General features: G+C 60.8%; 22 protein-coding genes and 2 pseudogenes. 5 read left to right on the top strand and 19 right to left on the bottom strand.

All coding sequences use genetic code 11. The features are described from left to right. Window positions 1-181 precede the first annotated feature (181 nt). The gene (locus tag ACODR9_RS00435; RefSeq protein ID WP_488807030.1) at window positions 182-328 is read left to right on the top strand and encodes a hypothetical protein; all 147 of its coding nucleotides are present in this window, start codon (window positions 182-184) and stop codon (window positions 326-328) included. 85 nt (window positions 329-413) lie between these two features. On the opposite strand, the gene ACODR9_RS00430 is transcribed toward ACODR9_RS00435, so the two are convergent. Together ACODR9_RS00430 and acnB are read right to left on the bottom strand one after the other, a co-directional pair. Continuing rightward, window positions 414-3,650, bottom strand: coding sequence for a DNA translocase FtsK (locus ACODR9_RS00430; protein WP_488807029.1), 3,237 nt, complete (start codon window positions 3,648-3,650; stop codon window positions 414-416). Between the two features lie 200 nt (window positions 3,651-3,850). Further along, window positions 3,851-6,445: a bifunctional aconitate hydratase 2/2-methylisocitrate dehydratase gene (acnB, locus tag ACODR9_RS00425; protein WP_488807028.1), complete on the bottom strand. Its 2,595-nt coding sequence runs from the start codon at window positions 6,443-6,445 to the stop codon at window positions 3,851-3,853. Window positions 6,446-6,625: 180 nt separating this feature from the next. Between acnB and gcvA the strand changes: the two genes are divergently transcribed. Continuing rightward, window positions 6,626-7,570 (top strand): transcriptional regulator GcvA, encoded by a 945-nt coding sequence (gene gcvA, locus ACODR9_RS00420; RefSeq protein WP_488807027.1) that lies wholly within the window; start codon window positions 6,626-6,628, stop codon window positions 7,568-7,570. A 28-nt stretch (window positions 7,571-7,598) separates the two neighbouring features. Here the strand turns inward: gcvA and ACODR9_RS00415 are convergent, their stop codons facing one another. Then, entirely contained in the window at window positions 7,599-8,315 is a 717-nt protein-coding gene (locus ACODR9_RS00415; RefSeq protein ID WP_488807026.1) for a substrate-binding periplasmic protein, read from the bottom strand. 194 nt (window positions 8,316-8,509) lie between these two features. On the opposite strand from ACODR9_RS00415, the gene ACODR9_RS00410 reads away from it, so the two are divergent. Both ACODR9_RS00410 and ACODR9_RS00405 read left to right on the top strand, forming a co-directional pair. After that, entirely contained in the window at window positions 8,510-9,514 is a 1,005-nt protein-coding gene (locus tag ACODR9_RS00410; protein WP_488807025.1) for a class 1 fructose-bisphosphatase, read from the top strand. Between the two features lie 107 nt (window positions 9,515-9,621). Continuing rightward, window positions 9,622-10,419 (top strand): response regulator, encoded by a 798-nt coding sequence (locus ACODR9_RS00405; protein WP_488807024.1) that lies wholly within the window; start codon window positions 9,622-9,624, stop codon window positions 10,417-10,419. A gap of 1 nt (window position 10,420) precedes the next feature. Here the strand turns inward: ACODR9_RS00405 and ACODR9_RS00400 are convergent, their stop codons facing one another. Both ACODR9_RS00400 and ACODR9_RS00395 read right to left on the bottom strand, forming a co-directional pair. After that, window positions 10,421-11,251 carry a hypothetical protein gene (locus ACODR9_RS00400; protein WP_488807023.1) on the bottom strand — a complete coding sequence of 277 codons (831 nt, stop codon included), beginning with the start codon at window positions 11,249-11,251 and terminating at the stop codon, window positions 10,421-10,423. Between the two features lie 100 nt (window positions 11,252-11,351). Further along, window positions 11,352-11,786 carry a GNAT family N-acetyltransferase gene (locus tag ACODR9_RS00395; protein WP_488807022.1) on the bottom strand — a complete coding sequence of 145 codons (435 nt, stop codon included), beginning with the start codon at window positions 11,784-11,786 and terminating at the stop codon, window positions 11,352-11,354. A 119-nt stretch (window positions 11,787-11,905) separates the two neighbouring features. Here ACODR9_RS00395 and ACODR9_RS00390 point away from each other — a divergent pair, with 119 nt between their 5' ends. Then, window positions 11,906-12,544 carry a LysE family translocator gene (locus ACODR9_RS00390; RefSeq protein WP_488807021.1) on the top strand — a complete coding sequence of 213 codons (639 nt, stop codon included), beginning with the start codon at window positions 11,906-11,908 and terminating at the stop codon, window positions 12,542-12,544. 51 nt (window positions 12,545-12,595) lie between these two features. On the opposite strand, the gene ACODR9_RS00385 is transcribed toward ACODR9_RS00390, so the two are convergent. The 14 genes and pseudogenes from ACODR9_RS00385 to ACODR9_RS00320 form a co-directional block, all read right to left on the bottom strand. Further along, window positions 12,596-13,249 carry an aminotransferase class V-fold PLP-dependent enzyme gene (locus tag ACODR9_RS00385; protein WP_488807020.1) on the bottom strand — a complete coding sequence of 218 codons (654 nt, stop codon included), beginning with the start codon at window positions 13,247-13,249 and terminating at the stop codon, window positions 12,596-12,598. Between the two features lie 64 nt (window positions 13,250-13,313). Further along, window positions 13,314-14,405, bottom strand: a pseudogene (locus tag ACODR9_RS00380) (aminotransferase class V-fold PLP-dependent enzyme); the annotation flags it as partial. Next, window positions 14,380-15,312, bottom strand: coding sequence for a family 2A encapsulin nanocompartment shell protein (locus ACODR9_RS00375; RefSeq protein ID WP_045844953.1), 933 nt, complete (start codon window positions 15,310-15,312; stop codon window positions 14,380-14,382). The pseudogene ACODR9_RS00380 and the gene ACODR9_RS00375, both read right to left, overlap by 26 nt. Before the next feature lie 271 nt (window positions 15,313-15,583). Then, window positions 15,584-16,528, bottom strand: coding sequence for a serine O-acetyltransferase EpsC (gene epsC, locus ACODR9_RS00370; protein ID WP_488807019.1), 945 nt, complete (start codon window positions 16,526-16,528; stop codon window positions 15,584-15,586). Between the two features lie 41 nt (window positions 16,529-16,569). Continuing rightward, window positions 16,570-17,097, bottom strand: coding sequence for a rhodanese-like domain-containing protein (locus ACODR9_RS00365; protein ID WP_488807018.1), 528 nt, complete (start codon window positions 17,095-17,097; stop codon window positions 16,570-16,572). 270 nt (window positions 17,098-17,367) lie between these two features. Then, entirely contained in the window at window positions 17,368-18,156 is a 789-nt protein-coding gene (locus ACODR9_RS00360; RefSeq protein WP_488807017.1) for a MetQ/NlpA family ABC transporter substrate-binding protein, read from the bottom strand. Window positions 18,157-18,260: 104 nt separating this feature from the next. Continuing rightward, window positions 18,261-18,938 (bottom strand): methionine ABC transporter permease, encoded by a 678-nt coding sequence (locus ACODR9_RS00355; protein ID WP_488807016.1) that lies wholly within the window; start codon window positions 18,936-18,938, stop codon window positions 18,261-18,263. Continuing rightward, window positions 18,935-19,165: an NIL domain-containing protein gene (locus ACODR9_RS00350; RefSeq protein ID WP_374556928.1), complete on the bottom strand. Its 231-nt coding sequence runs from the start codon at window positions 19,163-19,165 to the stop codon at window positions 18,935-18,937. Before ACODR9_RS00350 ends, ACODR9_RS00355 begins: the two co-directional genes overlap by 4 nt. Before the next feature lie 51 nt (window positions 19,166-19,216). Continuing rightward, a pseudogene (locus tag ACODR9_RS00345) lies at window positions 19,217-19,948 on the bottom strand (methionine ABC transporter ATP-binding protein); the annotation flags it as partial. 221 nt (window positions 19,949-20,169) lie between these two features. Beyond that, entirely contained in the window at window positions 20,170-20,388 is a 219-nt protein-coding gene (locus ACODR9_RS00340; RefSeq protein WP_045844948.1) for a TOBE domain-containing protein, read from the bottom strand. A 23-nt stretch (window positions 20,389-20,411) separates the two neighbouring features. Further along, entirely contained in the window at window positions 20,412-21,203 is a 792-nt protein-coding gene (locus tag ACODR9_RS00335; protein ID WP_488807015.1) for an ATP-binding cassette domain-containing protein, read from the bottom strand. Between the two features lie 10 nt (window positions 21,204-21,213). Further along, window positions 21,214-22,005, bottom strand: a complete 792-nt coding sequence (ssuC, locus tag ACODR9_RS00330; protein WP_488807014.1) for an aliphatic sulfonate ABC transporter permease SsuC — start codon at window positions 22,003-22,005, stop codon at window positions 21,214-21,216. 11 nt (window positions 22,006-22,016) lie between these two features. Beyond that, window positions 22,017-23,156, bottom strand: coding sequence for an FMNH2-dependent alkanesulfonate monooxygenase (gene ssuD, locus ACODR9_RS00325; protein ID WP_488807013.1), 1,140 nt, complete (start codon window positions 23,154-23,156; stop codon window positions 22,017-22,019). Window positions 23,157-23,210: 54 nt separating this feature from the next. Next, window positions 23,211-24,146: a sulfonate ABC transporter substrate-binding protein gene (locus ACODR9_RS00320; protein WP_488807012.1), complete on the bottom strand. Its 936-nt coding sequence runs from the start codon at window positions 24,144-24,146 to the stop codon at window positions 23,211-23,213. Between the last annotated feature and the right edge of the window lie 4 nt (window positions 24,147-24,150).

The following is a 24,150-nucleotide window of genomic DNA, read 5'->3' as shown; positions in this document are numbered from 1 at the left end:
GTTCATGCCTTACTTTATAGATGATGTTTGGATTGCTACCTGCATCACTATGAAATTACGCAGGTTTGCTTGAAAAAAACCACAATTGCCGCATATTTAACTTGAGCAATCAGCCAGTTGTGCCGACAATGAATTTAAGGTTCAACCAGTCAGAACCATACTTAGCCAAGGGAGATCAGCCATGGAAACCGTATTGATGATCGTACTGATCGCCGCCTTTGCCGTTGTGCTGGGCATGATGCTTGCCCCGCTGGAGAAAAAACGCGAGCTGATCCCCATCCGCATCCGTAACGACGAGCAGCCGCCGCGTCGCCAGCGTCGTTACTGAGATTGTCCATCACAGGAAAAGGCAGCCAAAGCTGCCTTTTTTGTTTTCCTCTGCCCTGCGCGGGCACACATCAGGCCTATATCGATCAGAACTCCCGCTGCGGCACCAGCACGGTGCGGTTGCCATTGCTTTCCATGGCACTGACAATGCCGGCGGCCTCCATCTGCTCAATCAGCCGCGCCGCCCGGTTATAGCCAATACGCAAATGACGCTGCACTGCGGAAATCGACGGCTTGCGGGTTTTCAACACAATTTCCACCGCTTCGTCGTAGAGCGGATCGCTCTCGGTTGCTGCCTGCGTCTTGGCGGTGGCTGCGGTCGACTCCTCGTCCGCTTCGCTCTCGCCGGTGAGCAAGCCTTCCACATAGTCAGGCTCACCCCATTGCTTAAGGAAATCCACCACCGCATGCACTTCGTCATCAGTGACAAAAGCGCCATGCACCCGTTGCGGATACCCGCTGCCAGGCGGCAGGAACAACATATCACCCTGACCCAGCAGGCTTTCCGCACCCATCTGGTCCAGAATGGTACGGCTGTCGATCTTGCTGGACACCTGGAAGGCAATCCGCGTTGGAATATTGGCCTTGATCAGGCCGGTAATCACATCCACTGACGGGCGCTGGGTGGCCAGAATCAAATGAATGCCCGCCGCACGGGCTTTCTGTGCCAGCCGGGCAATCAGTTCTTCAATCTTCTTGCCAGCCACCATCATCAGGTCGGCAAATTCATCCACTACCACCACGATGAAGGGCAGATTATTCAGCGGCTCCGGCGTTTCCGGCGTCAGGCTGAAGGGGTTGGTCAAACGCCGACCAGCCGCCTCGGCTTCGCGCACCTTGTCGTTGTAACCGGCCAGATTACGCACACCCAGTGCGCTCATCAGCCGGTAACGGCGTTCCATTTCGCCCACGCACCAGTTAAGCGCATTGGCAGCCAGTTTCATGTCGGTCACCACCGGGGCCAGCAAGTGCGGAATGTCGTTATATACCGACAACTCCAGCATCTTCGGGTCGATCATGATGAAGCGCACTTCGTCTGGCGTGGCCTTGTACAGCATGGACAGAATCATGGCGTTGACGCCCACTGACTTGCCCGAGCCGGTAGTACCTGCCACCAATAGGTGCGGGGCTTTGGCCAGATCGATAGCCACCGGCTGGCCGGTAATGTCCTTGCCCAGCGCCATCGTCAGACGCGAGGCTGGCTGCTGGAACACATCGGCAGAGAAGATTTCCGACAGGCGAATCATCTGGCGCTTGGCATTGGGCAGCTCCAGGCCCATGCAGGTCTTGCCGGGGATGGTTTCCACCACCCGGATGGAGGCCAGCCCCAGCGCCCGCGACAGGTCTTTCATCAGGTTGACCACCTGATTGCCACGCACGCCGACGGCCGGTTCCACTTCGTAGCGGGTAATCACCGGCCCGGCATAGGCATCCACCACGCTGACCTTGACCTTGAATTCGGCCAGCTTTTCTTCAATCAGAATGCCGCGCTCCAGCAATTCGTCTTCAGACACGATGGTGGTGGCCTCTTCGGCCGGTCGCAGCAAATCCAGTCCCGGCAAGCAGTCGTCGCCGTAGATCACCGGCAGCTTGGCCCGGTGCACGGCGGCAGGGGCTGGCAAGCTCCACGGCAGGGCGGCGTCTGGCGTCATACCCGGCGGCACCGCACTTACCGGGGCGGGTGGCGCGGAATCTGTCGCCTCGGTCTCCATTAGCACAGATTGCACGGTGGAGGCGCCGGGGGCTGCGGTATCTGCCAAGTCACCCGCTGCTTCCACGGCATCGGCTGCCAGGCTGGCAGAAGGCTGGGCATCATCCAGCAAATGCCAAACCAGCGGGCTATCGCTTGCAGCGGCGGCTTCGGCCTGTGGCTGTCGTTCTACAATTGTTGACCAGCGCAATACATCCTGCGCCTGCCCAGCCTGGGCCACCGGTGTTGCGGGCACTACCGGCGGCTGCACCTGCTGGTGCTGCGCTGGCCAGCGCCAGGGCTGACGTTCCTCTACGCTTGGCGTAAAGCTGTTTTCATCATCAGGAAGCGCCGCTGCAGGCTGCGCCTGCGGGCTGGCGACAACACTGTCAGGTACAGCCATGGGTTCTGCAGAGGCGTTCAGGTTTAGCGGCGCATCTTGCAGCACGGCCTGACTGTCAGCCCTTGCAAGCGGCGCAGCGGCAACCGTTTCAGCTACTGCAGGCTCGGCCTCTTCGTGGACTGTATGCACCAATTGGGCAAGTAATGGCTCATCCCCAGCGGCTTGATCGGCCACTTTCGGCACGTGGCCAGCGGTGGCTGGCACAGGCGCAACTACGCTGCCAATCGTGGTTGTGACCGGCCCTGCCGCCACAGGCAGGCCAGTTGTCGGCGCATCCGGGATGTCAGCCAGTGACAAGCCTGGTGCATGCACAGGGCTTGGCTGCGGGGCGGGCGCGACGGGTTTGGCTTGCGTCGCACGATTTTCCGGCGGACGGATCCAGCCTTCATAGGCCTTGCTGCGGGGTTGCTGTTCGTGACGAACAATGGCGGGCTCTTCCGGGGCCTGCTCACGACGCGGCGTCGGCGTCGCTGGCATGATCTTGAGGGGAGCCACGCGCACCGGCTGCAGAACCACAGCGGGTTTTTCGACCTGCACTTCGCTGCTGCGGCGCTTGCTATGCAAGGCATTAACCTGCGCGCGCACTTCGTGCGGGTCGATCAACGGCAGAGGTTTCTGTTCTGGCTGTCCGGCCTGTGGCTGACGCTGCGCCTGACGGCGGCGTGCACCGTGGTGCATATTGTCTTGCAACTCGTCCAGACCGATGACCGGCAAATTACCGGCAACCGGTGCGGCTGCCGATTTGGGCTGAGGCTTGCTTCTGCGGTAACTGCGTGCCAACTCCACATGCGGCAGATCTGCCGGCGGCGCAGTACGGGCGGCGGCTTGACGCTTGGCAGGTACTGCATCAGCCACAGCCGCGACAGCAGGCCCTGCCCTGTCGGTATGAAAGGGGGAGACCCCCGGCTGACGGGATTCGGCGCTTGCCGGGGCAGATACGACGGACGGCTGTACTTTATTTTCAGTCAGCGGGGCAGTCGGTTCAGGCGGGTTGCGTTCTTCATCCACATCGAAGCGAATGGCAACGGGTTCGCGCCGACGCTCACGAAAAGCTGCCGGAGTGACATCCAGCGCCTCGTCGTGGCCGGCACCCAGCATCTGGTCCAGCTTTTTCAGCAGGCGTACGCGCTGTTCCGGCAAGCCCTTGACCCAGGACTGCCCTCCTCCCAGCTTCCGCCAGGCCACACCACCAGCCACACCCAAACCAATCAGTGCAAACACAAACCACACGATCCGCAACCTCTTTCATCATTCAAACCGCTGCTTGCATCCGGTCGCTGGCCCACCAGCAAACCGACACAGCGCTACAGGACAACAAGACTGCCGATTGTACCTGTTTTTTGCTAGCAGACCGCACTAGCTGGCTGCAGCCAATTGCAGAAGACAAAAAACCCCGCACCAGGCGGGGTTCTTGTTGATCGCAGGTGAGATCAGTTCACGGCCACGGTAGCGGCAACGTCCTGATAGTCCTTGATCTGGTCGAAGTTCAGATACTGATAAACCTCAGCACTCTTCTCGTTGATGATACCGATATTGGCCTTGTACTCTTCCACGGTCGGAATCTTGCCCAGCTTGGAGCAGATGGCGGCCAGTTCGGCCGAGCCCAGGAACACATTGGTGTTCTTGCCCAGACGGTTGGGGAAGTTACGGGTGGACGTGGACATCACGGTGGCACCTTCACGCACCTGCGCCTGGTTACCCATGCACAGCGAGCAGCCCGGCATTTCGGTACGGGCACCGGCCATGCCGAACACGCCGTAGTGACCTTCGTCGGTCAGCTGTTGCGCATCCATCTTGGTCGGCGGAGCCAGCCACAGCTTGACCGGCAGGTCGCGCTTGCCTTCCAGCAGCTTCGACGCAGCACGGAAGTGACCGATGTTGGTCATGCAGGAACCGATGAACACTTCGTCAATCGGGGTACCGGCCACTTCGGACATGAACTTCACGTCGTCCGGGTCGTTCGGGCAGGCCACGATCGGCTCTTTCACGTCGGCCAGATCGATTTCGATCACGGCGGCGTACTCGGCGTCGGCATCACCCTTCAGCAGTTCGCCATTGGCAATCCACTCTTCCATCTTCTTGATGCGGCGTTCCAGCGTGCGCGGGTCGGCATAGCCATCGGCAATCATGGTCTTCATCAGGGTGATGTTGGAGCGCATGTATTCGGCGATCGGCTCTTTGTTCAGATGCACGGTGCAACCGGCAGCGGAACGTTCGGCAGAAGCGTCGGACAGCTCGAATGCCTGTTCAACCTTCAGGTTGGGCAGACCTTCGATTTCCAGTACGCGACCGGAGAAGATGTTCTTCTTGCCAGCCTTGGCCACGGTCAGCAAACCTTGCTTGATGGCGTACAGCGGGATGGCATTCACCAGGTCACGCAGGGTAACGCCCGGCTGCAGTTCGCCCTTGAAGCGCACCAGTACGGATTCCGGCATGTCCAGCGGCATCACGCCGGTAGCCGCAGCAAACGCCACCAGACCGGAACCGGCCGGGAAGGAAATGCCGATCGGGAAACGGGTGTGGGAGTCACCACCGGTACCAACGGTATCCGGCAGCAGCAGGCGGTTCAGCCAGCTGTGGATCACGCCATCGCCCGGACGCAGCGCAACACCGCCACGGGTGGAGATGAAGGCCGGCAGTTCCTTGTGCATTTTCACGTCCACCGGCTTCGGATAAGCGGCGGTGTGGCAGAAGGACTGCATCACCAGGTCGGCGGAGAAGCCCAGACAGGCCAGGTCTTTCAGCTCGTCGCGGGTCATCGGGCCGGTAGTGTCTTGCGAACCCACGGTGGTCATCTTCGGTTCGCAGTAGGTACCCGGACGCACGCCCTGGCCTTCCGGCAGACCACAGGCGCGGCCAACCATCTTCTGCGCCAGCGAGAAGCCCTTGCCGGAATTGACCGGATCTTTCGGCAGACGAAAGGCAGTGGATGCAGCCAGACCCAGCGCTTCGCGGGCCTTGGCAGTCAGACCACGGCCAATGATCAGGTTGATACGGCCGCCTGCGCGCACTTCGTCCAGCAGCACGTCGGACTTCAGCTGGAAGCTGGCAACGGTGGCACCGTTCTTTTCAATTTTGCCGTCGTACGGGTAGATGTCGATCACATCGCCCATTTCCAGCGCGGATACGTCCACTTCGATCGGCAGCGAGCCGGAGTCTTCCTGGGTATTAAAGAAGATAGGTGCAATCTTGCCGCCCAGGGTGACACCGCCAAAGCGCTTGTTCGGTACAAACGGGATGTCCTGACCGGTCGCCCATACCACGGAGTTGGTGGCGGATTTGCGGGAAGAACCAGTCCCCACCACGTCGCCCACGTAGGCAACCAGGTGGCCTTTTTTCTTCAGGTCTTCAATAAACTGCATCGGACCGCGCTTGCCATCTTCTTCCGGCACGAAGGCAGCACCCGGACGGGTGTTCTTCAGCATGGCCAGATAGTGCAGCGGGATGTCCGGGCGGCTCCAGGCGTCCGGTGCCGGCGACAGGTCGTCGGTATTGGTTTCGCCCGGCACCTTGAATACGGTAACGGTGATTTTCTTTTCCACTTCCGGACGGCTGGTGAACCATTCGGCATCGGCCCAGCTTTGCAGCACGCCCTTGGCGTTGGCGTTGCCGCCTTCGGCCAGTACTTGCACGTCGTGGAAGAAGTCGAATACCAGCAGGGTCTTTTTCAGACCTTCGGCGGCAATGCCACCCACTTCGGCATCAGCCAGCAGGTCGATCAGCGGCTTGACGTTGTAACCGCCCAGCATGGTGCCCAGCAGTTCGGTCGCCTTGGCACGGGAAACCAGCGGCGAAGCCACGCTGCCTTCGGCCACGGCGGCCAGGAAGGATGCCTTGACCTTGGCGGCATCATCCACGCCCGGCGGCACGCGGAAGGTGATCAGCTCGACCAGCAGATCTTCCTCGCCCTTGGGCGGGTTTTTCAGGAGTTCGACCAGTTGTTCGGTTTGCTTGGCGTTCAGCGGCAGGGGCGGAATGCCCAGTGCAGCGCGCTCTGCAACATGCTGACGGTAGGCTTCGAGCATAGCTTGGGACCTTTTTGCTTGGGTTGTTTGCAATGAGTCAGCCGCCAGCGGGGGATCAACTGGCGGCAACCGTCCGGGGAGATTTTGTTCTACCCCGTTTTGATTGCTGGAAGATTACGCTCTCTGTATGCCAGTTACAAACGAGTAATCGAAACATCGTCTGTGAGTTATACTCACACCATGAGTACTTACCCCCCTCTCAACGCGCTGCGGATATTTGAAGCCGCAGCAAGGCTGGAAAGCTTTTCCTCGGCAGCTGACGAGCTGTTCGTTACCCACGGTGCTGTGAGCAAGCAGATCAAGCAGCTGGAAGAATGGCTGGGCGTGCGCCTGTTCGAGCGCGCCGGCGGGCGCGTAAAGCTGACTGACACCGGCTGGCGCTACCTGATCCAAGTGCAGGACGGCCTGGACCTGATCGCCAATGCCACCTCGCAGTTGCTGCAACCGGACAATCAGCGCCGGCTCACCATCAACTCCACCCCCACCATGGCCATGCACTGGCTGATGCCCAGACTGCACGTATTCCGCGAAAGCTACCCGGATGTGGAGCTGCATCTGGTGACATCCGACCGCGACATCAGCCGACTGGACAGCCCGTTTGATATTGCCATCCGCCGTGGCCCTGGCGACTGGCCCGGCCATATCGCCAAGCCGTTTCTGGAAGAGTGCGAGCTGCCCTTGTGTTCGCCCGCACTGCTAAAACGCTTTCCGATTGAAAGCCCGGCCGACCTGGCCCAACACACCCTGCTATATGCCGATACCCGCCCCACCGCCTGGCAGCGCTGGCTTACCCTGGCAGGCGTACCGGAACTAAAACCAGCCTGCGGCTTGCACTTCGACCGTTTCTCGCTGGCCTTGCAAGCGGCAATGGATGGCCTGGGCGTGGCACTGGGCCCCCTGCCCATGGCGCAGTCACTGGTGGATTCCGGCCAACTGGTCGCACCGCTATCCAGCCCGGTGGTGCCGGTACGCGATTACTGCTGGATTGTGCCGCGCACCGCATCGGGCGATTCAACCGTGGCGTCATTCTGTCGCTGGCTAGAACAGGAAGCAGGCCAGATGCGGCCCTTCCCGGCTGCCGGGCTGAATGCCAACATGATTGCCCACGCCTTCCCGGCAGACTGACTCCACCTGCCGCACAGGCTGCCGCCCATCAGGGCAAAGGCGGCAGCCCGATTTCTCTCACGTCCATGGGCACAATCTCGTGCGGCAGCCATTTGTTGTAGATATGCCGAAACGTGCCATCTTTCTTGATTGCCGCCAGCCCCTCATACCAGCGGCGGATGATCTTGCCCGACGTGCCGCGCGAAAACGCCAGGTACAGCTCTAGCGATTCCAGCACCCGCACCACTTCCACAGCCTCAGCCGGCTGGTGGATATCCTTGAGCACAGCAGCGACAACAAAGCTGCCTTCCACCCACAAGTCATAGCGCCCGCCCAGCAATTTCTGTGCGCTGATCTGCGGGGTAGGTGCCAGATCAAGCTCGGTAAAACCAGCGGCCACCGCAGCATCAGCAAAGATACTGCCCCGGTAGGCGCCCACCGGTCGGTTATAAATGGCGCTACCCAGCGCCAGCAAACCAGCCGACTCGCCCTTGCGGCACAGCAGCACCGTTTGCGACACCGCAATCGGCCCCACCAGCGTCATCAGCTTTTCACGTGCCTCACTGCGCCCTACGGTAAACAGCATGACATTGGGCGTGCTTTCCAGCTCGCGATAGCCCCGCGCCCACGGCACCACCTCCACCGTACTATTGTCATGGATTCTGGCCTGGATTTCCCTTACCACTTCCACGGCCATGCCATCGGCCATGCCGCCACGCTGAAAAGTAATCGGCGGCCATTCTTCGGTATAAATGCTCAGTGCCATTGCAGCAGGCAACCATGACAAAAGAAGCAGCGCCAGAAATATCCGCATTACAAGGCTCTCGCTAGAATCACCGTTTATTGATAGCTGTTAGCACATGACGATGCAGGCATATTCGTTATAATGACCGCCTGACATTAGATTCGCTGTGCCAGAACCAGACACGTTTTGCACACCCACCGCACGCAAGGAATGACATGAGCCGCATCACCCTTTCCCGCTTTCTGATCGAACAACAGCGCAAGGCCGGCACCCTGCCCCCAGAGCTGCGCCTGTTGATCGAAACCGTTGGCCGCGCCTGCAAGGCCATCAGCTACTCCGTCAACAAGGGTGCGCTGGCCGGCATTCTGGGTGAAGCCGGTACCGGCAACATCCAGGGCGAGGCACAGAAGAAGCTGGATGTGATCGCCAACGATTTCCTGCTGGATGCCAATGAATGGGGTGGCAGCCTGGCCGCCATGGCGTCGGAAGAAATGGAACTGCCCTATCATATTCCGGGCGAGTACCCGAAGGGCGATTACCTGCTGATGTTCGACCCGCTGGACGGCTCGTCCAACATCGATGTCAATATTTCCGTTGGCACCATCTTCTCCATCCTGCGCTGCCCGGCAGGCATTGACCACCCCACCCAGGAAGCCTTCCTGCAGCCAGGCACCAAACAGGTTGCTGCCGGTTATACCGTATACGGCCCGCAAACCATGCTGGTGCTGACTTTCGGCAGTGGCGTGCACGGCTTCACACTGGACCGCGAACACGGCTCTTTTGTCCTGACACACTCAGACATGCAAGTGCCTGAAACCACCCAGGAATTTGCCATCAACATGTCCAATATGCGCCACTGGGAAGCCCCGGTAAAACGCTATGTCGACGAAATGCTGGCTGGCAAAACCGGCCCGCTGGGCAAGGACTACAATATGCGCTGGGTTGCCTCCATGGTGGCCGAAGTGCATCGCATCATCACCCGTGGCGGCATCTTCATGTATCCGAAAGATGCCCGCGATCCGGACAAGGCCGGCAAGCTGCGCATCATGTATGAAGGTAATCCGATGGCCTTCATCATCGAACAGGCTGGCGGCGCTGCCACCAATGGCTATCAGCGCATCATGGAAATCCAGCCGCAAGGCCTGCACGAGCGCATCGCCGTGTTCCTGGGTTCCAAGGAAGAAGTTGAGCGGATTACCCGCTACCATCAAGAACAGTAATCAACCCGACCCTGCCGCTTGCGGCGGGGTTTTTTCATTGGCAATACTGACAGTTGCGCCAAGCGGCCTATAGTGAATCAACGTTTATCAGATAACGGATACCACGCATGCTGTCTACCCAACACCTGATTGTCGCGCTGGCAGAAAGCTCATCGGTACAGGCGCAGATCATCCGCCATGCGCTGGCAGAACTTGGCATCACGCGCATGGAAGTATTCGAAACCGGCGAATCACTGCTGGAATACATTGGCAAATACAAGCCGGATGTGGTGATGAGTGCCTTTCACCTGCCGGACATGACTGCCGGGGAGTTGATTTTCCAGATGCGCGGCCACCCGGAATTGCGTGACCTGCCCTTCATCCTGATTTCCAGCGAAACCAACCCAGAGCTGATTGACCCCATGCGCCAGGCCGGGCTGATGGGCATTTTGCCCAAACCCTTCGACCTGCCCCAGCTGCGCAAGGTCATCAACGACACCATGGATTTCCTGGCCGTCAACCAGAACGATACCGACAGCGATATCGACTATGCCGACCTCAACATCCTGATCGTGGATGACAGCGTGATGGCACGCCGCCACATCCGCACCGTACTGGAAAGACTGGGCTTCGAGAAAATTACCGAATCCTGGAGTGGCAAGGATGCGGTGCCGCTGATCGACAGCACTCTGTTTGACCTGGTGCTGACCGATTACAACATGCCGCTGATGGACGGCTGCGAGCTGGCCAGCTATATCCGCACCAGCAGCATGCAGTGCTCGGTTCCCATCATCATGATTTCCAGCGAGGAAAACATGGAAAAACTGGCGGCCGCCGAAGCTGCCGGCGTATCGGCCATCATGGGCAAACCCATTGAAACCTCGGCGGTGCGCCAGATCCTGCGCACCCAGCTGGCACAGCGCTGAGTCAGCGCGGCATCACCCACACCAAGCGGGAGCCGCCTTGTGCATCGCTCACCGCCTGGCGTCGCCAGTAGCCCTGGCTGGCATACGCCGTATCCGAGCCTGCCACCCCAGCCATGCGGCAATAGCTGACCTCCTGAAAACCTGCCTGCAGCAGCTGGCTGCGCCCTTTCTTGCGCGACTTCACGCAACTGGGGTGGCTGGCCAGTGCGACCACATCCGCAGGTGCCGCCTGTTCCCAGCCACGCACCATTTCCAGCTTGGGTTGCGTCATGACAGCCAACCCACTCAATACCGTGCTCAACAACGCATGCCACTGTGGCTCCACCGAGGCCATCGGCGCGGCCAGTTCGCCGGGGTAATTCACCAGCAAGGCCAGGCTTTGCTCGGTGTCCGCCAGCCAGTCACAGCCAGCTGCCGAAAAATCAGCACCAACCAGTAACAGGGCAACAGCATTGCTGGCAGGCAGATGCATGACAAACGCACCGCCCTGCTCGCCCGCATGCAGATAAAAGGCATCGGCAGGCAGCGTGAGCCTCTCCGGCATATTGGCAGGCAGACGGGTATGCGCCAGCGCCTGCAACAGGCCATTTTCCAGCTGTGCCATCACCCGGCCATGGCGACAAAACTGGCCATAGGCATCGGCCAGACGCTGTTCGGTGGCAATCCGCGCGGTGGCAGCCGGATACACCAGGGCGGCGCGTTCCAGTTCGCGCGCCACCAGCGCCATGCCTTCCTGTTGAACGGCTTCGGCTTGCACTGCCTGAGTGTAGAGTTGCCCGACACGTCTGGCCCATGGCCGCGTGGCGGCATAACGTTGCACAGCGTAAAGCATTTCGATGACAGCCCCCGGACGAGAAAAAAGGGCCGCATTGTAAGCGCAAGCCGTGGCTTACCGCCAGCCTGAGCAGCAAGAACCACTTGCAGGCGGTGGCTCAGGCCTGGCTATTACCGCTGGAAATGAAGGAGTAGCGGCAGATATCCTCGCGCCGCTGCCAGCCTTGCCGGTCCCAGAAACTAAGCGCAGCAGTATTGCTGCGAAATACATCAAGATGGGTCTTGGCGATGCCCTGCCGGGCCAGTTCGGCAATGCAGCACTCCACCAGGCGACACGCCAGACCCTGGCGACGGTAGGCGGGCAACACCAAGAGATGCTGCAGATAACCACGCCGACCATCATGACCGGACATCACGCAGCCCACGATGCAGCCGTCTACCTCGGCGACAAAACTCAAACCCGGATTGCGCGCCAGATAACGCGCGGTGGCGTCTTCAGAATCAGCATCGCGGATGGAAATACCGGGGGTTTGCTGCATCAGCTGCAGCACTGTGGGGTAATCATCCAGCTGCATCAGACGAATGGAAGGCATGGCAACACTTTCATAAAGGGCAAGCGCATGATGTTATGCTGCCAATGACCGCCCGCAAAGTCCGGGCAGGCAGACAGCGGCGGCGCCCCCGCCCCCACCCTTAGCCCAGAGAGCCATTCATGAGTTCTTCAACTGCCTTCATTGCCATTGTGCTTGCCATCCTGCTGGGAGCCATCAGCCCCGGCCCCAGCTTTGTGGTGGTGGCCCGTACCGCCATCAGCCAGTCGCGCCGCCATGGCCTGGCCACTGCGCTGGGCATGGGCGCTGGCGGTGCTATTTTCAGCATACTGGCCTTGCTGGGCCTGTACTCCCTGCTGGCGGCAGTGGGCTGGCTGTATGGCGGCCTTAAACTGGCTGGCGGGCTATACCTGCTATGGCTGGCCCTGCGCATATGGCGTGGTGCCACAACACCCCTGACCGTTGATACCGCCCATACCAAACAGCATGGCCCGCTATTGCGTGCCTTCTGGCTGGGGCTGTCCACCCAATTGAGCAACCCCAAGACAGCCATTGTCTATGGCAGCATTTTTGCCGCCCTGCTGCCAAGGCAACCGGCAGCATGGTGCAGCCTGGCCTTGCCGCCCGCCGTGCTGCTGGTAGAGGCAGGCTGGTATGCATTAGTGGCCTTCGGCTTTTCCAGCAGCAAACCGCAAGCGGTCTATCTTCGCGCCAAACAGCATATCGACCGCCTGGCCGCATCCGCCATCGGCCTGCTGGGGCTACGCCTGATTCTGAGCGCACCGCGCGCCGGGCTGTAAAGCAGCAAGGGCCAATGCATGGCATTGGCCCTTGTCCCGCAACACCAAGCGCTAACGGCGTCGTGCCAGCCGCTGCACTACCGCCACCAGGGTATCGACTTCCTCGCAGGTGTTATAGAACGCCAGCGAAGGACGTACCGTGGCTTCCAGCCCGAAGCGCCGCAGAATCGGTTGGGCGCAGTGGTGGCCTGAGCGCACCGCAATACCTTCCTGATTCAGCGCCTTGCCCACTTCCTCGGTACGGTAGCCCGGCAGCACGAAGGACAGCACGCTGGCCTTGTTGGCTGCCGTGCCGACCAGGCGCAAACCCGGTACCGATTGCAGGCCGTGGGTGGCATACACCAGCAGGTCGTGCTCGTAATGGGCAATGGCTTCCAGCCCGATACGCTCGACATAGTCGATGGCTGCACCCAGACCCACCGCGTCCGCGATATTGCCGGTGCCTGCCTCGAACTTGTTGGGCGCTGGCTGATACAGCGTTTTTTCGAAGGTGACATCGGCAATCATATTGCCACCCCCTTGCCACGGCGGCATGCTGTCCAGCAATTCCCGCTTGCCATACACCACGCCGATGCCGGTGGGTGCAAACACCTTGTGTCCGGAGAACACAAAGAAGTCTGCATCCAGTGCCTGCACGTTCACCCGCATGTGCGATACCGACTGCGCCCCATCCACCAGCACCCGCGCTCCGGCGGCATGCGCCATGCGCCACAATTTCCTGTACCGGCGTCACCGTGCCCAGGGCATTGGAAACCTGGGTGATGGCCACCAGCCTGGTGCGGCTGTTCAGCAGCTTGCGGTACTCGTCCAGCAGGATCTGGCCGCTGTCATCCACCGGAATCACCCGGATTTTGGCCCCGCTAGCCGCTGCCAGCATTTGCCAGGGCACAATGTTGGCGTGGTGCTCCAGCTGCGACACCACGATTTCATCGCCCGCGCCGATGTTCTGCCGACCCCAGGTATTGGCCACCAGGTTGATGGCCTCAGTGGCACCGCGTACGAAAATCACCTGATCCGGGCTGGGAGAGCCGATGAAGCGCGCCACCTTGTTACGGGCCGCTTCATAGGCATCCGTCGCCCGCGCCGCCAGTTCATGCGCGGCACGGTGGATGTTGGAGTTTTCGTGCTGGTAGAAATAGGCCAGCCGGTCGATCACCGCTTGCGGCTTGTGCGTGGTGGCAGCGTTGTCCAGCCAGATCAAGGGCTTGCCATTGACCCGTTCGGCCAGAATGGGGAAGTCACGTCGCACGGCATTGACATCAAAGCCATGGCCGCGACTGGCCACCTTGCGGTCGAAATCCGGTGCCTTGCCATGCTGCGGCCACTCCTCGACAAAGTAATAGCCATGGCTATTGCCCTGTGCGGGTGTTGCCACCACCGGCTGGCGGCTGTCACCGGCCAGCAAGACGCGCAGCTCATCCGCACCGGGCAGGCCGAAGGACTGCGCCGTCACCCGGTCATCCACCGGCAAACTGCTGGACGATGCCGGGTATGCCGAGGACTCACCGATGAAGTAATACGGCGAGGACGGCACGGCGGAACCCGCAGCTGACGGGGCCGAAGGCTGGGCGGCAGCCAGTTGCGGAATGGCCGCACCATAGCCCTCAGGCACGGCATAGGCATGCGGGCCACCACGGCCAAAGCCATCCAGCGCAGCCGGTTCCGGCGTGTGCGCGGCGGCCGCTGCTGGCTGCGGCGACAACTGCGGACCGGCCACGTCCAGATTCAGCCCATTGGCCGCTGCTGGCGCACTGCCCGGTAGCTGTCCCGGCAAGGCGCTGAAGAAGGCATTGGCCAGACTCGCCAGCTGGGCGATGTCCGGTAAACCCTCCGGCTTACTTATAGGTATCTGGGTAGTCATGATATTTGCCAATCTCCACGTCTTCGAGCACGGCCAGCGCATCTTCGGTCAGCACGGCCAGCGAGCAATACAGCGAAATCAGGTAGGACGCGATGGCGTTGCGGTTGATCCCCATGAAACGCACCGACAGGCCCGGACTCTGCTCGCCAGCCACACCCGGCTGATACAGGCCGATCACGCCCTGGCGCTTTTCACCCACGCGCAGCAGCAGGATTTTGGTTTTGCCGTCTTCGTCGATAGGCAGCTTGTCCGACGGGATGATGGGCACACCGCGCCAGGTGATGAACTGCGAGCCGAACAGGCTGACGGTCGGCGGCGGTACGCCACGACGGGTGCATTCACGACCGAAGGCGGCAATAGCCAGCGGGTGGGCCAGGAAGAAGCCCGGTTCTTTCCATACCTTGGTCAGCAGCTCGTCCAGATCGTCCGGGGTGGGTGCGCCGGTCAGGGTGGAGATGCGCTGGGTATCGTCCACATTGGCCAGCAAGCCGTATTCCGGGTTGTTGATCAGCTCGGATTCCTGGCGTTCCTTGATGGTTTCAATGGTCAGGCGCAGCTGTTCCTTGATCTGGTCGTGCGGGCTGCTGTACAGGTCGGACACGCGGGTATGCACGTCCAGCACGGTGGTGACCGCATTGAGGAACAATTCGCGCGGCTGTTCTTCGTAATCGACAAAGGTTTGCGGCAGTTCGGATTCGTCGCGTTGCGAGCAGGCCACCTGCACTCCAGCCGCGTTTTTCACCCGGTTCAGCCGGAAAATGCCCGCTTCTACCGGCGACCATTGCAGCAGGTGCACCAGCCAGCGCGGGCTGATGGTGGACAACTGCGGTACGGTTTTGGTGGCATTGGCCAGCTGGCGCGCGGCGTTGTCGCCCAGTGCCTGTTTGACGTCCTGATGTTGAGACATGTCTGCTCCATAAGGGATGGTGGAAGAAACAAATTGCAGGCAACACAGCCCCCTTGCCGGCGGCCTGCAGGCAAAGCTCCGCCCTGCCCGCTGCCCATGCAGCGCGACGAGGTGGTCAATCAGTGATTGGTAGTGGTGAGGTTTAAGAGCGGCTAACAAATCGCGTAGCGTCCCTGGGGCAAGGCGGGCCGCCACAGACAGTACAAGTAGTACGGCAAGGCGGCGCAACGCAGCAGCAGGGGTTTTGTTAGCTGCTCATTTGTTAGTTTCTTTAGGGAGGGGCTGCTTGCAAGCTGGCCTGGGTGATCTGACTGCCCGGCGGCACGCTGCGGGTGAGCCAGACATTGCCGCCAATGCTGGAACCGCGCCCGATGGTGATGCGCCCCAGCACGGTGGCCCCGGCATAAATCACCACATCGTCCTCCACAATGGGGTGGCGCGGCTGGCCCTTGAGCAGGCTGCCATCCTCGCCCTGCTCGAAGCGTTTGGCCCCCAGGGTGACGGCCTGATATAGCCGCACGTTTGCACCGATAACGGCGGTTTCACCAATCACCACGCCGGTGCCGTGATCGATGAAGAAACCAGCACCGATCTGCGCACCGGGGTGGATGTCGATACCGGTTTCACCATGGGCGATTTCGGCGATGATGCGGGCAATCAAGGGCAAGCCAGCGCGATACAGCAGATGGGCCAGGCGGTGATGCAAAATGGCGTTGATACCCGGATAGCACAGCAGCACTTCATCCACACTGCGCGCTGCCGGGTCGCCTTGCCAGGCGGCGGTGATGTCTGCGTCCAGCAGGCGGCGCTGGTCAGGCAAGGCAGCAGCAAACTGCTGGACGATGGTCACCGCCTGCACCTCTCCATCATGTGGTGCAAGGCCATGCAGCCGCGCACCGTAGCGCAATTCCAGCTGCACTTGTTCCACCAGCGCATCCAGCGCCACCGCCAGGCTGTGACCGACGAAAAAGTCCTCGCTGCTATCACGCAGGCCCGGTGGCCCCAGGCGCATGGGAAACAGCGCAGCCGCCAAGGCAGCCACAATGTCACGCAAGGCGGTGCGGGACGGAAACTCGCGGGTGCTGAAATCCCGCAGTCGGCCCTGGCTTTGCCGCCAGTCAGCACGCGCCGCATGCAGGGCGCTGACTACGCTGTCCAGATGCCAGTCGTGCACCACTGGCTGGGCGGGATTAAAGGGACGGACCAGATCATTCATGGCGGTACTCGCTATAGCATGGTGCGCGGAGAAGGAAACAGTCAGTCCTGCTGCCAGGGTAGATTCCAGTAACGCCAGCCACCTACGTCACCACGCTGGTTCTGGCTGTCCAGATCGCCTTCGAAACCTTCCAGCACGTTGTACACCTGGGTGAAGCCAGCCTTGGCAGCCGCTTCGGCAGCGGCGGCGGAGCGTTTGCCACTGCGGCACAGCAGCACCACCACGCTGTCCTTGCCACCCGCCTTGCTTTCCAGCTCACGCAGAAAGCGCGGATTCTTGATCAGCGCGGTGCCAGTCTGCCAGGCCACATGCAGCGAGCCCGGCACCTGGCCGACAAATTTGCGCTCCTCGGCAGTACGCACATCAACCAGCGTGGCGACACCAGCTTCCACCAGCGACCAGGCCTCCAGCGGGTAAAGCGCCCCGGTATATGCCAGGCCGCTGTCCGCCGCCCGCAGGCGGGCAATCTCCAGCAATTCGGCACTGGCCGTTACGGCATCGGTGGCACTAAGTTGATGGCCGCTTGGGCCGGCCTGGGTGGTGCTGGTGGTGGAATGCAGTTGGCTCATGCTGGTCTCCTTGGCTGCTGCCGTGTCTGTTGCCAATGAATATACGCGGCGACAAGCTGGCGACTAAGCAAGGAAAACTGCAGTCTTTATGAAGAAAATTGATAACAACACTGCTCTTATGGAATTTTCTGGCATAACAAAACGAATCGTCGTTTTCAGCCCTGAGAGTGCTTACCAGAACAGCAGAAAATAGCCGGGAGGGGGTGGAAAATGCAAAACGGGATGGCCGTAGCCATCCCGTTTGGTGCCATCAGATATGGTAAATCAGGCTTAGAAAGCCGGAATCACCGCACCTTGGTACTTGGTTTCGATGAACTTCTTGGCTTCCGGGCTGTTCAGCGCAGCAGCCAGCTTCTTGATGGCGACGCTGTTCTTGTTGTCCGGGCGGGCAACCAGCAGGTTGGCATACGGCGAAGTGGTTTCGGTAAACAGCGCGTCACGCTTCGGGTTCAGCTTGGCTTCCAGCGCATAGTTGGCGTTGATCAGCGCCACATCCACCTGGTTCAGCACGCGCGGCAGGGTGGCGGCTTCCAGTTCCTTGATCTTGATGTTCTTCGGATTCGACACGATGTCCTTGGTGGTGGGGTAGATGTTCTTGCGGTCCTTCAGCTTGATCACACCACCCTGATCCAGCAGCAGCAGCGCACGACCGGCATTGGTCGGGTCGTTCGGAATAGCCACGGTAGCACCCTGCGGCAGATCAGCCACTTTCTTGTACTTGCTGGAGTAGGCAGCAAACGGCTCGATGTGTACCGGCTTGGACGCCACCACCAGATGGGTGCCACGGTCCTTGTTGAACTTGTCCAGATACGGAATGTGCTGGAAGAAGTTGGCATCCAGCTGCTTTTCTTCTACCTGGGTATTGGGCAGCACGTAGTCGTTGAATACCTTGATTTGCAGATCCACGCCTTGCTTGGCCAGGGTCGGCTTCAGGGCTTCCAGGATTTCAGCGTGCGGTACCGGCGAGGCAGCCACGGTCAGTTTTACATTTTCAGCATGTACGGCCAGGGCGGCCACGCTCAGGCTCAGGGCAGCAAACAGCTTGGAAACGCGTTTCATCGTTTTTATCTCCAGATCAATGGGCAAAGGGGGTCCAACCAGCCGGTGCATACCGGCTGGACAGGGATTCACAACAGGGAAATTAAGTCAGGCGCGGGGCTGAATCAGCCGAAGCGACAGCGGCGTACCAGCGCATCACCGGCGGATTGCAGCGCCTGCACCAGCACCAGCAGCAAGGCCACGGTGACAATCATCACCTCGGTCTGGAAGCGCTGATAACCGTAGCGGATGGCCAGATCGCCCAGGCCGCCGCCACCAATCACCCCGGACATGGCGGTGTAACCCACCAGCGCCACGGCGGTAACGGTAGCCGCGCCAATCAAACCGGGCATGGCTTCGGGCAGCAGCACCTTGAACACGATCTGCGGCAGCTTGGCCCCCATGGACTGGCTGGCTTCAATCACGCCACGGTCGATTTCGCGCAGCACGTTTTCCACCAGACGGCCAAAGAAGGGAATCGCCCCCACCACCAGCGGCACAATGGCACCGGCCACGCCGATGGAGGTGCCCACCAGCAACAGGGTGAGCGGAATCAGCACAATCAGCAAAATCACAAACGGCAGCGAGCGCAGCACATTCACCAGGAAAGACAGCACCGCGTACAGGCGCGGGCGGGCACGCAGCTGGCCCGGTGCGCTGATGTACAGCAGCACGCCCAGCGGCAGGCCGAACACGATGGTAAACAGCAGGGACACGCCCAGCATGGTCAGGGTATCCAGGGTGGCACCGCCGATTTCCGGCCAATCCACCGTCAACAACAGGCTTGGGTCGAATCCGCTCATGCCAGCACCTCGCAACGTACACCCTCGCGGGCAAAAATCTCCGGCAAGGCCGGCAGTTCCACATCAGACGCCACCACCCCCACCAGCAGCTGGCCGCAGGGTGTGTCACGGATTTCGCTCAAAGTGCCACTGAGCAGGTTGACGCGCAGGCCGGTTTCGCGGCCCACCTTGTCCAGCACCGGGCTGAGTGTGGGTTCACCCACAAAGGTGAGCTTGAGCAGCGGCACGCCAATGCGCGCACGCCAGGCATCGACACGCTCACCCTGACCAAAGCCGGTTTCCGCCAGCAGGCTACGGGTAACCGCATGCTGCGGCTGCAGGAACACATCCAGCACACTGCCCTTTTCCACCACCTTGCCGTGATCCATTACCGACACGTGGTCGCACAATTGGCGAATCACCCGCATATCGTGGGTAATCAGCACGATGGTGAGATTGAGCTGGCGGTTGATGTCGGCCAGCAGGGCCAAAATGGAATCGGTGGTTTCCGGGTCCAGTGCGGACGTTGCTTCGTCACACAGCAGCAGGTCCGGGTGATTGGCCAGCGCACGGGCAATGCCGACGCGCTGCTTTTGTCCGCCGGACAATTGCGACGGGCGCTTGTCCTTGTGATCGGCCAGGCCCACCAGTTGCAGCAACTCGTCCACGCGGGCGTCCATTTGCGCCGGGCTCAGGCTACCCGCCAGCTCCAACGGAAAGCGCACATTGCCGCCCACGGTGCGTGAGCGCAGCAGATTGAAATGCTGGAACACCATGCCGATGCGCTGACGGCGTTGCTGCAACGCGGCTTCCGGCAGGGCGGTGAGTTCCTGCTCGCCCAGTGTCACGGTGCCGCTATCCGGACGTTCCAACAGGTTGAGGCAACGAATCAGGGTGCTTTTGCCAGCGCCAGAGCGGCCGATGATGCCGTAGATTTCGCCGGCGGCTACTTGCAGGCTGACATCGTCCAGCGCGGCAATGCGGCGGCCTTCATGGCTGAAATGTTTGCTGAGATTGCGTACTTCTATCATACCGTCTGCGTTCTATCCCCTGCCCTGATCAGGCAGAAAGCGGGTGAAGGACGGGGGTGACCCGTCAGGAGTGGCAAGTCTAGCGGCTGTTTATGCAAACCAAAAATAATAAAAATTTTGTTGTATATCGTTTTGGAGAATATTGGATACAGAAGACTGCATGCAGCAGGCTCCCGCCACGCACCTGGACTACCGGCTTGCAACGGGACTCAACAGCCCACTCAGGCCAGGGTGGCGATGGACACTTCAGTGGATTTGACGAAGGCCACCACCGGCGAGCCCACCTTCAGCTGCAATTCACGCACCGAACGGGTGGTGATCACCGAGGTGACAATGCCAGAGGCGGTTTCCACGTCCACCTCGGACAATACCGGCCCTTCGATGATTTCCTTGATTACGCCCTTGAACTGGTTGCGGACATTAATGGATTGAATGCTCATGATCGGTTTCCTGTGTGTTGGTGTTACAAGGCCCAGTGCAACTGCGAAAAGTGCAGCGACGCGAGCGGTGTTTCATTGATTAATGGCGCATTGAAAGAAGGCCCTTGCAGCACCCGCTGCAGAATGTGCTGCTCCAGTGTCACAAAGCGGCTATCGGCCGGGTTGCGGCTGCGTGGCAGCTCAACCGGCAAATCCAGTGCTACCCGGCCCTCTTCCAACAGGACTACGCGGTCGGCCAGCGTTACCGCCTCGCTGACATCGTGCGTTACCAGCACCGTGGTGCAGCCATGCTGCTGCCACAGGCGTTCGATCAGACCCTGCATTTCCAGCCGGGTGAGTGCATCCAGCGCACCCAAGGGTTCGTCCAGCAACAGCAGCGAGGGCTGATGCACCAGCGCCCGCGCCAGTGCCACCCGCTGGCGCTGACCGCCGGACAAGCGCGCCGGCCATTCGTCGGCACGCTCGGCCAGCCCTACTTCGGCCAAAGCCTGTTCGGCTTCGCCACGACGACTGGCGGGCAAGCCCAGCGCCACATTGTCCAGCACGCTTTTCCACGGCAGCAGGCGCGCTTCCTGAAACATCACCCGCACGCTTTGCCCGGCAGGTTGTTGCAACAGGCCGCCATCAGGTTGATCCAGCCCGGCCAGCAGGCGCAGCAGGGTGCTTTTACCGCAACCGGAGCGGCCGACAATGGCCAGAAACTGACCCTGCGGAATGATCAGGTCCAGCTGATCCAGCACCAGGCGCTCGCCAAAGCGCCGGCTCAGGCCTTGCAGATGGATGGGGCTGACGGTATTGAGATCATCCAGTTTCATCATGCTCTCCTCAGGCGGCCTTGAAGTAGGAGGGATGCCAGCGCAGCCAGCGCCTTTCCAGTACGCGTGCGGCTACGTCCACCGCCTTGCCCAGCGCGGCATACAGCAGAATGGACAGCACCACGATGTCGGTTTGCAGGAATTCCCGCGCATTGGCCGCCAGATAGCCGATGCCGCTGGTGGCGGACAGGGTTTCCGCCACGATCAGGATGATCCAGGCAATGCCCAGTGCGTAGCGGATGCCCACCAGAATCGACGGCAGCGCCCCCGGCAGCACCACCTGACGGAACAAGGCCTTGCCACTGAGGCCATAGCTGCGCGCCATTTCCAGCAGTTGCGGGTCCAGCGAGCGGATGCCGTGATAGGTGTTGAGATACACCGGAAACAGCACGGCAAACGCCACCAGAAACACCTTGGCCGATTCATCAATGCCAAACCACAAAATCACCAGCGGCAGAATGGCCAGCGGCGGAATATTGCGCAGCATCTGCAAGGTGGTATCCAACAGCGTCTCGCCCAGCCGCGACACGCCAGTCAACAGGCCTAACAGCAGGCCAAGGCCGGCTCCGATGACAAAGCCCGCAGCCACTCGGGCAAAACTGACCGCCAGATGACGGAACAGATCGCCACTGCTGAGCAATTGCCAGAAGGCCACCAGCACTTCGGTGGGTGCGGGCAGAACCCGGTGGTTCAGCCAGCCAGCCACCGAGGCCAGCTGCCAGCACAGCAGCAACAGGATGGGCACCAGCCAGGGCAGCAGGCGTTGCCACAGGCCTTGTGCCAATGCAATAGAACGTGACATGGTCAGGCTCCTCAGGAAGCCGCCGCCAGGCGGGTTTCATTGGGCAACAGCTGATTGGCCATCACCTCACCGGCAGGCTGCTGGCCAAGACTGGCCTTGAGGCGATCCGGCAGATGCGGGAACAGCAGCTCGGCCACGCGGTAGGCTTCGTCCAGATGCGGGTAACCGGAGAACACGAAGGTTTCGATGCCCAGCTCGGCGTATTCCTGCATGCGCGCTGCCACGGTGGGGCCATCGCCCACCAGCGCCGTGCCTGCACCGCCGCGCACCAGACCGATGCCCGCCCACAGGTTGGGCGAGATTTCCAGCTTGTCACGGCTGCCGCCATGCAGCGCAGCCATGCGGCGCTGGCCTTCCGAGTCCGCCCGTGCCAGGGTTTTCTGTGCATTGGCGATGGTGGCGTCGTCCAGCCGGCTGATCAGCCGGTCGGCTGCGGCCCAGGCTTCTGCATTGGTTTCACGTACGATGATGTGCAGACGGATGCCAAAACGCACCGTACGGCCCAGTTTTGCTGCCCGCGCCCGTACATCGGCAATCTTTTTGGCCACTTCGACAGGCGGCTCGCCCCAGCTGAGGTAGACATCGACATGCTCGGCGGCCAGATCATGCGCAGCGTCCGATGACCCGCCGAAATACAGCGGCGGATACGGCTTGCTCACCGGCGGGTACAGCAACTGGGCGTCACTTACCTTGATGTGCTTGCCATCCAGATTCACCTTGTCACCGGCCAGCACACCCTTCCAGATATGCAGGAATTCACTGGCAGCTTCGTAGCGTTCGTCGTGGCTCAGCCAGCTGCCATCACCGGCCAGCTCCACCGGGTCGCCCCCGGCCACCACATTCACCAGCAGGCGGCCTTGCGACAGGCGGTCGAAACTGGAGGCCATGCGCGCCGCCACCGTGGGCGACATGATGCCGGGACGTACCGCCACCAGGAACTTCAGCTTTTTGGTGGCCGGAATCAGCGTGGCGGCAGTCACCCACGGGTCTTCGCACGAACGGCCGGTGGGAATCAGCGCGCCGTCAAAACCCAGGCTGTCTGCCGCGCGGGCAATCTGGGTGAGGTAGTCCAGGTCCACCGTGCGCGCCCCTTCCGGGCTGCCCAGATAACGTCCGTCACCATGAGTGGGGAAAAACCAGAAAATCTGCATGTCTGTATTCCTGTCTTGATTTTGTCTTGTTCTTGATTTGTTCTTGAGTCGCGCTCAGGGCTTCCACACCGCGTCCTGCACCTTGATGGCCTTGGGAATCAGGCCCAGCGCGTGGAAGGTGTCGGCCACCTGTTGTTGCTGCTGAATGGTTTTGGCGTTGACGTAGCTGACGCTGTAGTCCGGGTGGCGGCTGAGCATGGCGGCATAGGTGTCCGCCTCCAGCCCGGTGTAGCCGGACAGGGTTTTGGCCACGTGCTGCACATCACCACGCAGCTGCTTGTTGTTGTCGGTGAGGGCTTTGAAGACGATGGCAATCACCTTGGGATTGGCTTTGGCAAAATCGCGTGCCGCCAGATAAAAGGTGTTGTTGGCGCTCAGCCCCTTGCCGCTGGACAGCACCCGCACGCCACCGGCCCGACTGGCCGCAGCGTAGTACGGGTCCCAGATGCTCCAGGCATCCACGCTGCCACGCTCAAAGGCGGCACGTGCTTCGGACGGGGTCAGGTATACCGGGGTGATGTCGCTGTATTGCAGCCCGGCCTTCTTCAGCGCCGCCACGGTCAGATAGTGTGCGCTGGAGCCTTTGGTAAAGGCCACGCGCTTGCCCTTGAGGTCGGCCAGCTTTTTGATGGCAGAACCGGCTGGCACCAGGATGGCGGAGGATTCCGGCTTGGAAGGTTCCTGGCCGATGTAGACGATATTGGCCCCGGCAGCCTGGGCGAATACCGGCGGCGAATCGCCGGTCATGCCAATGCTGACACTGCCCGCATTCATGGCTTCCAGAATCGGCGGGCCAGCCTGGAACTCATACCATTTCACCGTCACGCCCAGCGGGGCCAGCTGCTTTTCCAGCGTGCCTTGCGCCTTGAGCGAAACCAGATTGATGGCGCTTTTCTGATAGCCCACGTTCAGGTCCAGCGCCTGGGCCGCCAACGACCAGCCAGCCAGCACCGCAAGGCCCAGTGTTTTTTTCAGGAGGGATGCAGTCATGATG

The organism is Aquitalea sp. FG25 (assembly GCF_057809375.1).
The sequence above is the reverse complement of the archived record's forward strand: the minus strand, read 5'-3'. Positions and strand labels throughout refer to the sequence as shown.

Excerpts from the sequence above, each read along its gene's own strand:
- ACODR9_RS00435 (WP_488807030.1), top strand. The coding sequence starts at position 182 with ATGGAAACCGTATTGATGATCGTACTGATCGCCGCCTTTGCCGTTGTG.
- acnB (WP_488807028.1), bottom strand. The coding sequence starts at position 6,445 with ATGCTCGAAGCCTACCGTCAGCATGTTGCAGAGCGCGCTGCACTGGGC.
- gcvA (WP_488807027.1), top strand. The coding sequence starts at position 6,626 with ATGAGTACTTACCCCCCTCTCAACGCGCTGCGGATATTTGAAGCCGCA.
- ACODR9_RS00415 (WP_488807026.1), bottom strand. The coding sequence starts at position 8,315 with ATGGCACTGAGCATTTATACCGAAGAATGGCCGCCGATTACTTTTCAG.
- ACODR9_RS00410 (WP_488807025.1), top strand. The coding sequence starts at position 8,510 with ATGAGCCGCATCACCCTTTCCCGCTTTCTGATCGAACAACAGCGCAAG.
- ACODR9_RS00405 (WP_488807024.1), top strand. The coding sequence starts at position 9,622 with ATGCTGTCTACCCAACACCTGATTGTCGCGCTGGCAGAAAGCTCATCG.
- ACODR9_RS00400 (WP_488807023.1), bottom strand. The coding sequence starts at position 11,251 with ATGCTTTACGCTGTGCAACGTTATGCCGCCACGCGGCCATGGGCCAGA.
- ACODR9_RS00395 (WP_488807022.1), bottom strand. The coding sequence starts at position 11,786 with ATGCCTTCCATTCGTCTGATGCAGCTGGATGATTACCCCACAGTGCTG.
- ACODR9_RS00390 (WP_488807021.1), top strand. The coding sequence starts at position 11,906 with ATGAGTTCTTCAACTGCCTTCATTGCCATTGTGCTTGCCATCCTGCTG.
- ACODR9_RS00385 (WP_488807020.1), bottom strand. The coding sequence starts at position 13,249 with ATGGCGCATGCCGCCGGAGCGCGGGTGCTGGTGGATGGGGCGCAGTCG.
- ACODR9_RS00375 (WP_045844953.1), bottom strand. The coding sequence starts at position 15,312 with ATGTCTCAACATCAGGACGTCAAACAGGCACTGGGCGACAACGCCGCG.
- epsC (WP_488807019.1), bottom strand. The coding sequence starts at position 16,528 with ATGAATGATCTGGTCCGTCCCTTTAATCCCGCCCAGCCAGTGGTGCAC.
- ACODR9_RS00365 (WP_488807018.1), bottom strand. The coding sequence starts at position 17,097 with ATGAGCCAACTGCATTCCACCACCAGCACCACCCAGGCCGGCCCAAGC.
- ACODR9_RS00360 (WP_488807017.1), bottom strand. The coding sequence starts at position 18,156 with ATGAAACGCGTTTCCAAGCTGTTTGCTGCCCTGAGCCTGAGCGTGGCC.
- ACODR9_RS00355 (WP_488807016.1), bottom strand. The coding sequence starts at position 18,938 with ATGAGCGGATTCGACCCAAGCCTGTTGTTGACGGTGGATTGGCCGGAA.
- ACODR9_RS00340 (WP_045844948.1), bottom strand. The coding sequence starts at position 20,388 with ATGAGCATTCAATCCATTAATGTCCGCAACCAGTTCAAGGGCGTAATC.
- ACODR9_RS00335 (WP_488807015.1), bottom strand. The coding sequence starts at position 21,203 with ATGAAACTGGATGATCTCAATACCGTCAGCCCCATCCATCTGCAAGGC.
- ssuC (WP_488807014.1), bottom strand. The coding sequence starts at position 22,005 with ATGTCACGTTCTATTGCATTGGCACAAGGCCTGTGGCAACGCCTGCTG.
- ssuD (WP_488807013.1), bottom strand. The coding sequence starts at position 23,156 with ATGCAGATTTTCTGGTTTTTCCCCACTCATGGTGACGGACGTTATCTG.
- ACODR9_RS00320 (WP_488807012.1), bottom strand. The coding sequence starts at position 24,146 with ATGACTGCATCCCTCCTGAAAAAAACACTGGGCCTTGCGGTGCTGGCT.